This window comes from Geofilum sp. OHC36d9 (assembly GCF_052400685.1).
Classification (GTDB): domain Bacteria; phylum Bacteroidota; class Bacteroidia; order Bacteroidales; family Marinilabiliaceae; genus CAZHHH01.
Map to the genome: position 1 here is coordinate 94,187 of NZ_JBQTGJ010000004.1, position 10,828 is coordinate 105,014.

The window sequence follows — 10,828 nt, forward strand, 5'->3', positions numbered from 1 at the left end:
CCCGTCAATTTTTAAACCTGTTATATTATGAGCGAAATCAAAAACGTTGAGCTTCGTAATCTCAATATAGAAGATTATGAAGAACTAAAATCAGCTATGATGAAGGCCTATGAACAATGGCCCGACTCATATTGGAGAGAACACCATATTCAAACACTGCTTAACATATTCCCAATGGGACAAATAGGCGTGGTTGTAGATGGCGTTATTGTTGGGTGTGCGTTATCGCTTATTGTAAAATATGAGCTATTTGGGGATGAACATACCTACAAAGAAATAACAGGTAACAGTACCTTTACCACCCACAATCCCCGCGGCGATATTTTATACGGCATTGATATGTTTATCCGGCCCGAGTTTCGGGGTTTACGTTTAGGTCGCCGCCTCTATGATGCCCGAAAAGAACTATGCGAACAACTCAACCTGCGAGCCATTGTTTTTGGAGGACGCATTCCCAACTACCACAAACATGCCCAGGAACTGACGCCCAAAGAATACATACAAAAAGTAAAACAAAAAGAACTTTACGATCCAACGCTGACCTTTCAGCTATCCAACGATTTTCACGTAAAAAAGGTGCTGATTAACTACCTGCCGGGCGATAAAGAATCGAAAGACTATGCCGTATTGCTGCAATGGGACAATATTTACTACACACAAAAAAGCAAAAAACTCAACCAGCAAAAACCTATTGTACGATTGGGGTTGGTGCAGTGGCAGATGCGCCTCTACGCTACACCTGAGGAAATGTATGAACAAATGGAATATTTTGTGGATGCCGTATCGGGTTACAAAAGTGACTTCATTCTGTTCCCGGAGTTTTTCAATGCCCCTCTCATGGCGAAATACAATCACCTCTCGGAGCCCGAAGCCATTCGCAAGCTGGCCGAATATACCGAAGAAATTCGCGAACGCTTTATCCAGTTGGCCATCAGCTACAACATCAACATCATCACAGGTAGCATGCCACTGATGAAAGGTGAGAAACTATACAACGTAGGTTATCTCTGCCGTCGCAACGGCACATGGGATAGCTATGAAAAAATCCATGTCACCCCCGACGAAGTGAAATTTTGGGGACTGGCAGGCAGCGATCAGGTTAAAATTATGGAAACCGATTGCGGCAAAATTGGCGTTTTGATATGTTATGATGTGGAATTTCCGGAGCTACCGCGTTTGTTGGCCGATCAGGGTATGAACATATTATTTGTACCTTTTCTCACCGACACCCAAAATGGCTACAGCCGTGTGCGCTATTGCGCCCGTGCCCGCGCCATCGAAAACGAATGTTATGTGGCCATTGCCGGCTCGGTGGGTAACCTGCCAAAGGTTCATAATATGGATATTCAGTATGCGCAATCAGCAGTATTCACGCCCTGCGACTTTGCATTTCCAACCAATGGCATCAAATCGGAAGCAACGCCTAACACCGAAATGATATTGGTCTCGGATGTAGATCTGGACTTACTTTCAGAACTACACACCTATGGCAGTGTTCGTAATCTAAAAGATCGACGCGGGGATGTCTTTGACTTAAAACTTAAAAACGAAAAGAAAATATAAAAAGAAGCCTGATAATTTTAGGTGACACAAATAATTTATCTCCGATCCCCTTTATTTTAAGGTGTCGGAGATTTTTTATTAAACCGATTATCGCACCCAGAACAAACGGGTAAACAGAACCAAAACAGTGGTCAGTTCCAATCGGCCAATGATCATCAGCAACGATAATACAACCTTTCCGGCATCATGAATATGAGCATAGTTACTGGCCGGCCCTACTGAACCGATTCCCGGTCCTACACCACCCATATTGGCAGCCACAGCTCCCACAGAGGTCAGGATATCTTCGCCCAGAAATGACATAATAATTGAACCGATGGTAAACGTAAGTATGTAAAGCACCAAAAAGGAAATTAGGCTACTGACCTTTTCCTCATCAATAACTTCACCATTAATCTTAAGCACAGTCACACTGTTTGGATGGAGCATTTTCCTGAAATGAAGCATCACATTTTTAAGCGATACCACATGTCTGATCACCTTCACTCCACCACCTGTACTACCTACCGAAGCTCCGATAAACATCAACAAAAAGATCAGCCCCCAGGCCTGCACCGGCCAGGCCAAATAATCGGTGGTCACAAAGCCGGTGGTTGTCAAAATAGAAACCACCTGAAACAATGAATCACGAATGGCCTTCTCGCCAGACAAACCGCCTGTATGATATATAATTACGGCAATTGTGGCACTAACAACCACAATAATACCCAAATAAGCACGCAGCTCTATATTCTGGAACACACGCCGGAACCGGCCTTTAAAAAAATGATAATGCAAAGAAAAGTTGGCACCGGCCAAAAGCATAAAGAAAATAATGACATACTGCACATAAGGCGAATACTCGCCAATGCTACTGTTTTTAGTAGAAAAACCACCGGTTGACATGGTACTGAACGCATGATTTAATGCATCGAATAAATTCATATCGCCCAACAAAAGTAACCCCACCTGAACAAAAGTAAGTGTGATATAAATACCCCACAAACGTTTGGCCGTGCTGGTTGTCTTTGGTGTCAGTTTCTCATAAGAAATACCCGAGGCTTCATTTTTAAAAAGATTATAACCCCCAATACGCAATAGCGGTAAGATGGCCACCACCAATACAATAATCCCCATTCCGCCAATCCAATGAGTCATGCTTCGCCAAAACAAAATACTTTTGGGTAACACTTCTATATCTGTTAGAATCGATGATCCAGTGGTGGTAAATCCCGAAATCGTCTCAAATAAAGCATCTGGAATATGCGGTATAGAACCGGTAAGAAGGTAAGGCAACGAACCAAAGACCGAAATAAGCACCCAGGTAAAGGTTACCGTAAAGTAACTATCTTTTAAACCCAGCGACTGCTTAAGTTCATGACGTGTAATAAAATAGGCCACCCCGCCGGTCATAATACAGATGAAGCTCGACGCCAGATGCGGCACCAATGTATCTTCATGATAAACCAATACCCATATAAGATTGAGCAGCATAAAAAGCCCTAGTAAGACTAGTACCCGGCCAAAAATATTCAGGATAAAACGAAAATTCATAATATTATATATAGTCTATTTTCTTCTGTCACATCCCACTTCCCTGCTGATATCACCATGGAAGTATTCACTCTGCTTTACAAAATGATCCAATAATATGCGAGACACACTTCAGACTGATACAAAAAAACGCATCCATGCATCACTTAAGATGTTTCCCCCGGAACGCCTGTCAAATCAAAAAAAAATCATCAATCGCAATTCTCAAAAAGAGCGGCAAATGTAAGAAACTTATTTCAGTAAACAGCCACAAATAACAGTCGTCAAAAAAACAAATAGCATCGCTTCTCACGACCGTGTCAAAATTCTATTCTCATTCTGATACGCCACTCGGCTGGATAATGGTTATTCATACGAGTCCCTATATTTTTAACGAAACCCAACGGAATCGTCTTATATGAAACCAAACAAAACCCTTTTTCATCGGTCATTGACGGCAACGACTCTCCTTTGAGATAGCGCAGAGCCATGGTCTTATCCAACTCAACCACCGGAAAAGCGTTGGGCTGAAGTGCTGTATTTACAGCCAAAGCATGCGTCGGCTGCCAGGCCTTCTTCACCGGCTGTCCCAAAGAAACCCCGTAATGAATCACCATCAACTTTTGTTTCAGTCGCTCCAACTCATTGGCATGCGCCAATGGAAAAGCTACCCATATATCTTTCACAGCCGAGAACCGCCATTGGTTTATAGCACGATTTAAAACATCCGGGAAATCAACTTTTACAGAAGTTCCGGAAACCCGTTTCTTTTTGGATTTATTCAATTTCATTGGTTCGCTCCCGGCTGTTTTTCGTAATACACACACAAAAAAACCTTCGCCCTGCACCTTATGCGGATAAAACCCAAGAGCCCTCCCTCCGGCAACGTCCAGCTGATGAATCCCCCAGTCATCGGGTATCTCAAACGACATCACTTCGGCACCATGCGCTTCGGCAAATCTGGTGATGTTATTCTCATTCTCTTCGGGGTTAAACGTGCAGGTGCTGTAAATCAAAAAGCCATCTTGTTTCAGTGCCGGCCATACATCTGTTAAAATACGTCGTTGCCTCGAAGCGCACATCTCAGCATTTTTAAGACTCCATTCATCCACCGCGCGTTGATCCTTACGAAACATTCCTTCACCGGAACATGGCGCATCAACGAGCATTAAATCGAACATTGAATTCAATGACGCAAAATCCGCCGGATCGTTTCGGGTAACTACGGTATTAAAAGCTCCCCATTTAACCAAATTCTCAGCCAATATCAATGCGCGATTTTTAATCACCTCATTGGCCACCAACATTCCACGTCCATCGAGGAAAGAGGCCAGCAACGTACTTTTTCCTCCCGGCGCGCCACACAAATCGAGCACCACAGGTTGATCCGGCAGCTGACAAACATTCCGGACCAACCAGTCAATAATCATACTGCTGGCTTCCTGCGGATAGTAACAACCCGCATGAAACAACGGGTCGAGCGTAAAAACAGGTTTTTCGCTTAAATAACGACCATCAGCACACCAAGGCACCCGTTTCGCCTCAGACCAAATTCCATTTGTCGGTTTCAGGGCATTCAGACGTACCGACAACACAGGATCGTCCGACAAAGCGCTCATAAAAATATCGCTTTCAGGCCCCATCTGCAGTTCCAATCGACGGATAAAATCTGGTGGTAAAATTCTGGTCATATCTAAAAATCAAAAACCGGCTTCAGTACAAACAATTTCCTGCTGCTCAAAAATAAAGCTCAACACTTTAAAAAGTATGATTAGCTCAACAAACGGATCGCATTTAAACTTCCTGTTCGTAAAAAAGTTTGTAATAATTCATTCCCTTCTGCTGATCAAAACCTTTTTCGATAAATTCACGACGGCCATGCACGTACACATGAAAATTCTTGTCGAGTTTAAGGACCGATTTAAAATGTTTCTTTTCGGTTTTCACCGCACTTTTTGAAATATCAAAACTATCATTTATGGGAAGGCCCCGCTCCTCTTCAAACTGTTGCCTGTAATCGGTGAAAGCTTCAGACACTTCCGGAAAACGAACCACCTCGCGCTCAAAGTCATCCTGCGCAAAACTCTGTTTATTCTCAAAAAAATCCATTGATCGATTGAGGAAATCAAACTGCTCTGGCTTAGGCACCTGGTTCTGACCATTGTATACATCCTGAACAAAACCCTTGCAAAGATTCATATAATTCTGGGTGAAATAATAGCTGTCTTCGCGAGGCTGAAGCCCCAAAAAATCCTCTTTCCAGAAGCGGGCTTCATTACCTTTATTAATGTTATCGACCATCACGGCCTTATATCCAAATTCCTGCTCGGTATTAAATATAATACATCCCTTATCGAGTTTGCGAATGTTAATACCCTCCTGCGCCCCCAGTTCAAAATTCTGCTCTTTAAGATAAACCTTCAAAAAAGTCTCTTTATTTTCAGATTTAAAAATTCCTAACCCATCGACGACTTCACCATCAACCACACAATTGCGAAATAAAGCCAGATAAAATTCGCCCCCTCTGATTTTAGGATGATTGCTTTGCTCGTGCAAAAATTCAGCGAGCTGCAACGATGCATTATAAAAAGTAGTAGGATCACTAAACACCTCTGCCGCCATCTGCCGGACCAAGCCGGAAGCTTCCTGCTCGCCGCCGATAAAGTTAAAATAAGCCTCGGTTTTAAAGGCATTGAAAAAATAAGTTTTCAAAACACTGCCAACCATCTCTTCATCCTGAAGCCGTAGCACATCTTTCGAAAACCTAACGGGTTGCCCTTCGGCACGCGAGCCTATGTGATGAACCACCACATTTTCAATAACTACCTGTGAACTATCGATCATGATTTGTTTTTTCTGAATAAGAAAACAAATATAACCAAATTGAATTGTTTTTGGAAAAATCGACCAAACAAGCCTCTTAACATAAAATCATAGATGAACAAAGACATTCAGTATCCCTATTCAGACCCGACCAAAGGCTAATCGTTGTGCCTATTTCTCTTCCAGCGCATAACTCACAGCCTTATTCAGCCAGATATTAAAATCCAACGTAGCCCGAAATGCTTCAAGGGTATTTTCAAGCAAATGTTTATCAAGAATAAACGTCTCATCCACAGTTTTACACAATATGGGATTTCTCAACTTAAGATATTCAGCGTAAGGAGAGTCCGCGCAATAACCACGAGGCACCCGTTTCAAAGGATTTCTGTCGGCAAGGACGAATCCCTGATCATTGCTAAGAGTCGCTTCAAAAACATCTCCATTTAAAGAAATCTCTTCGCGTATGCTATTTAATATTTTTGTTTCAGGCCCATATAATCCGGTATCTAACTGTGAACCGCCCAGAAAACCATCACCATCGGGCTCAACATGAAAGTAATAACCTGAAAAACCCGACTTCTTACCAAAAGGGCAGATATAAGCACCAAAATGAGTTTTATACGGTTCTTTATTAAGTGAAAATCTGACATCACGATAAAAACGATAGGTACAATCCTTAACGGTAAGGCCTTTTATCGATTTGTCAAAAAGACTAATACCCATAATCAGCTGTTCAACAAAAGACCTAAACTCAGCATTCGCTGCCACATAATCAGCCTTATGTACCTCAAACCATTCCCGGTTGTTATTTTGTTTTACTTGTCTTAAAAATGAAATAATCCGTTGCATATATTCCTATTTTAATATCAGCAAGCCCCCCGTTGTTTTTCGTTACGCTCGCTTTCAAAATATTCATTGACAAAAATAATAATGTGCGGGTAAAAAACAGCAGATGCATCCTCAGGCCCACTCGTCATTTCACGGTTTCCCCTTTAGCTCATACACTGCTGCCGACCATCCATCAATACGGCCCCCCAATCCGGCTTCCGTGGCTATTTCGCCGGGAAACTGAATTTCGGCATTGAAGCCAAGCCAATCGACGCCGGTATAAAACCAATCAATCCTAAGACCGCTCTGAACAAAAGCATCGTGGGGTATAATCAAACGATAATCCTGAGCCTCAGACCCAAAATTAACAATCACCAAAGCACACTGCTCCCCTGTATATCGAATAAATGCAAACAAATGAGCCTCATCCCAGTGCTTATTGTCACCATTTGCCCACATAACATCGTAAAACTGACCGCCCGACAACGCGGGTTCACGATTGATTAACACCAACAACTTTTGATAAATATCTCTTAATTTCGAAGATTCAGGATTTAGCATCGAGCCATCCCAAAGATCGTTTGAACGCCAGTCACAAACAGACTTCAGACTCCAGTAATCAAAAATGGTCGTCCTGCCGTCACGGCCACTGAAACCTTCGGATGCCATTCCCGACTCACCCAATTCCTGACCAAAATAAATAAGAACCGGATTTGAGAACATGGTTGCCGCCAGCACCATAGCAGGAATACCCTTAACGGCCTCCCCCGCAAAAAAATCGGATGCCAGACGCTGCTCGTCGTGATTCTCGAGAAAATAAAGCAAATTATTGTGTACCCCTTCGGTACGTTGCCAGCATTGGGTCATGATTGATGCAGGCGCTTTGCCTTCAATTACGGAACGTACACTGTCGTAAAACACCACTTTGTCGTACAAATAGTTAAAACCCGCATCCAAAAAACCAGTATAGGCAGAAGCATCATAAACCTCCCCGATAAAAAGAAGGTCAGGAAACGACTTCCTGACTTCAGATATGAGCCATCGCCAAAATTCGATGGGCACCATACCGGCCATATCACATCTAAAACCGTCCACTTTTTTCGCCGACCAAAACAACACAATATCTCGCATCTTAAGCCAGGTGTCGGGTATGGGATCGAATACTGAAGGTCCGTGCCCCACATAATCGACGCCGTAGTTAAGTTTCACCGTCTCGTACCAATCGTTGACCGACGGCGATGGCGTAAAACAGTCGTTACCGGTGGCTTTGGCCGGTTCTTCGTGCCACCGGCTGCCATCGGAAACAACGACCGGTGACCGGAAAGCAGTCCCCGGCAAATAATAAAAATTATTACCCGGAAGAAATGCCACCGACGTATCATCATCCTGACCAAAAGAAGCCGTCCCTTCAGGGGCTGCATCCGACAAGTAATGACGGGCCACGTGATTGGGAATCAAATCAATAATCACCTTTAAGCCACACTCATGCGTACGCTGCACCAATTTCCCGAACTCTGCCATTCGGTTTGGCACCTCAACCGCCAAATCGGGATCAACATCGTAATAATCTTTAACAGCATAAGGCGAACCAGCCACTCCTTTAATCACATCCATCGAATCATTGGCAATCCCATAAGTCGAGTAGTCTGTTTGAGTTCCATGTTCCAGAATTCCGGTGTACCAAATATGTGTGACCCCCATTGAAGCAATAGATTGAAGTGCCGCCACCGAAACATCATTAAATTTACCGCATCCATTTTCATGGATAGAACCACCAACCTTTAACGATTGATTTGTATTCCCGAATAAACGAGGCAATAACTGATAAATAACCGGTCGTATTTTTTTCATTCTTTATTTTTATCTATCGAAGGATTAAATGTCGAAGGGGTTGGATCGGGGGGAACGGTTGTAGCGTTACCATCACGATTAGCCCGATAATGTGGAGACATAATTTCAATTCCACTCGCTTTAAACACGTCCTGAATATTTTGATGCAACTCAGAATAGATACGTCCCTGCTTCCCTGCATGCTTGGTGTAGGCATTGATCTGGTATGCCACATAAAAATCATCAAGACTGGTTTGCCACACAAAAGGCACCGGCTCTTTCTCCAATAATTCGGTACGCATGGCTGCCTCAATCAATGCTTCATGCACCCCCTTCCACGGCACCTCATAACCAATGGTCACCGTTGTATTTATAATTAAACCCTGTACGGCCGATTCGGTGCTGTAGTTAACCGTATTGCCAGTTAAAACGGCTGAATTAGGGATGGTCACCACTTCATTTTTAACGGTTCGCAGACGCGTCACCAGCAACGTTTTTTCCAACACATGACCTTTAACCTGTCCAATCATGATAAAATCGCCCATCTTAAACGGTCGCATATAGGTAATCACCAATCCCGCCACCATATTGGCAATGGCAGAAGTGGAACCCAAAGAAAACAGAATACCTATAAACACCGAGACGCCCTGAAAAACATCTGAATCGGAGCCGGGCAAATACCTGAAAATCATAACAAACATAAATGCGTATAACAAAAAACGCACAATTGCATAGGTAGGCATAGCCCAATCGGCATGGAAACCCGAAATTCTTAATTTACCCGATCTTATTTCTATAAAAATATATTTAACAAAACGAATAAAATACTTCATTAAGAAGTAAATAACCAATATACTGAAAAGGTTAGGCAAGTAATGCCAAATGGCCAGAAGGATACCTTTGAAAGGTGACCATATCAGACGAAACAAAGCATCGGCCCAATCGCGGGAAAACGGGAAAATGCTAAAAATTATTGGCAAAGTAATATATATCAGCAAAGCATAAACAACCCAGCGCGAAAAACGCACCAACATCAAAATCCCCTTCAAGGCATGCTCTGTTGTAAGAAAGACATAATCGCGATAACGCAAATCCTTCAACCAAACCTCCGATTTAGCCGTGATAAACTTCAACAAACGCACATAGCCTTTTCCAATAGTCCAGATTACAAGCCATGCCAAAATCAGTACCAGCAGCATAATTCCAATACGCAACATCAGTTTTGTCATCGAAGTTTCCTCGCGGGCCGTAACTATCGAGTGTCTGATGAGGGGCATAAGGGTATTACTATACTTCTCAGGCGTGGAGTCGTACCACAATGCATCAATCTCCGAAATACTCACAATGATCGTTTCGCCATAAACCACATCATAAGTGCCCGCTGAAGAGGTCACTTTTAGCTCCTCAGCAAAAAAAACATCATTATCGGTTATTTCTCTAATTTTACGGCTAATATTGGCGGCACGTTGTGCCGGCGTAAAGGCCCCAACTTTATTATAAATAAAAAACAAAGTATCCTGAAGCAACCCCACTACCGGGTAACCCGAGACAATGGTACGCAATGAGTCGATACGTGCCTTTTGCGTGATACGTCGCTGCTTCTCATTATCCTCAATACTTTTGAGCTGTTGAAGCAATTCTTCCTTTTTCATATTATCGGTGGTCGATAATGCATCCAGACGAACCTTAAGCGCCGCCTTCTCCAAAGCTTCAACCTGCCGTTGAGCCTCCAGCTCTGCCAAACGATGATGCATCTCAACCAACGCCAACGAATCAGCCATCGCCGCAGAATCAACCGCAGCAACGAAATTGAGAGAGTCGCGCTGCAATTGCAAGCTATCAGGCTGGGCATAAACCCCCGACATAAAGATTATACTACACCCAAAGACACCCAACCAAATTAATAAATATCGATTCATATTGCTACCATTAACTAATACTGCTAAATAGTGTCTGTCTATAAAGTCAACTTCTGCGTTACGCTTGCTCTCAAAATGGTCATTTACGGGAGTAAACTCACATTTTTAGAGCTGCGCAAGCCTTGAATTTGAACTTTATAGCTCAAACTCCCGACTTTATGGACAGGCACTAAATATAAGATAAATTTCCTCATACAGAACAAAATAAAAAAACACGAAACGGACAAAAACATTGACAAACAAGGCTTACTATTAAAAGAAAATTACCACAGTTAATAACTAAAACTCAACAAGCAAATTAAACTGTCAGTAATCAAAAATTTGCCTCCCCACAACCTATACTATCCAAAAAA

General features: G+C 42.8%; 7 protein-coding genes. 1 reads left to right on the forward strand and 6 read right to left on the reverse strand.

The window, feature by feature from the left end; all coding sequences use genetic code 11:
* Positions 1–27: 27 nt before the first annotated feature.
* Positions 28–1,563 (forward strand): GNAT family N-acetyltransferase, encoded by a 1,536-nt coding sequence (locus ACT3CD_RS06605; RefSeq protein ID WP_444644105.1) that lies wholly within the window; start codon positions 28–30, stop codon positions 1,561–1,563.
* An 87-nt stretch (positions 1,564–1,650) separates the two neighbouring features.
* Here the strand turns inward: ACT3CD_RS06605 and ACT3CD_RS06610 are convergent, their stop codons facing one another.
* The 6 genes from ACT3CD_RS06610 to ACT3CD_RS06635 all read right to left on the reverse strand — a co-directional run bounded on the left by ACT3CD_RS06610 (position 1,651) and on the right by ACT3CD_RS06635 (position 10,475).
* On the reverse strand, positions 1,651–3,096 hold the full coding sequence (locus tag ACT3CD_RS06610; RefSeq protein ID WP_444644107.1) for a TrkH family potassium uptake protein: 1,446 nt from the start codon (positions 3,094–3,096) through the stop codon (positions 1,651–1,653).
* 299 nt (positions 3,097–3,395) lie between these two features.
* Entirely contained in the window at positions 3,396–4,766 is a 1,371-nt protein-coding gene (locus ACT3CD_RS06615; protein WP_444644109.1) for a methyltransferase RsmF C-terminal domain-like protein, read from the reverse strand.
* Between the two features lie 103 nt (positions 4,767–4,869).
* Entirely contained in the window at positions 4,870–5,919 is a 1,050-nt protein-coding gene (locus ACT3CD_RS06620; RefSeq protein WP_444644111.1) for a nucleoid-associated protein, read from the reverse strand.
* Between the two features lie 150 nt (positions 5,920–6,069).
* Positions 6,070–6,747, reverse strand: coding sequence for a DUF2461 domain-containing protein (locus tag ACT3CD_RS06625; protein ID WP_444644113.1), 678 nt, complete (start codon positions 6,745–6,747; stop codon positions 6,070–6,072).
* Positions 6,748–6,876: 129 nt separating this feature from the next.
* Positions 6,877–8,577, reverse strand: coding sequence for an alpha-amylase family protein (locus ACT3CD_RS06630; RefSeq protein ID WP_444644115.1), 1,701 nt, complete (start codon positions 8,575–8,577; stop codon positions 6,877–6,879).
* Positions 8,574–10,475, reverse strand: a complete 1,902-nt coding sequence (locus ACT3CD_RS06635) for a mechanosensitive ion channel domain-containing protein (RefSeq protein WP_444644117.1) — start codon at positions 10,473–10,475, stop codon at positions 8,574–8,576. Before ACT3CD_RS06635 ends, ACT3CD_RS06630 begins: the two co-directional genes overlap by 4 nt.
* Positions 10,476–10,828 lie beyond the last annotated feature (353 nt).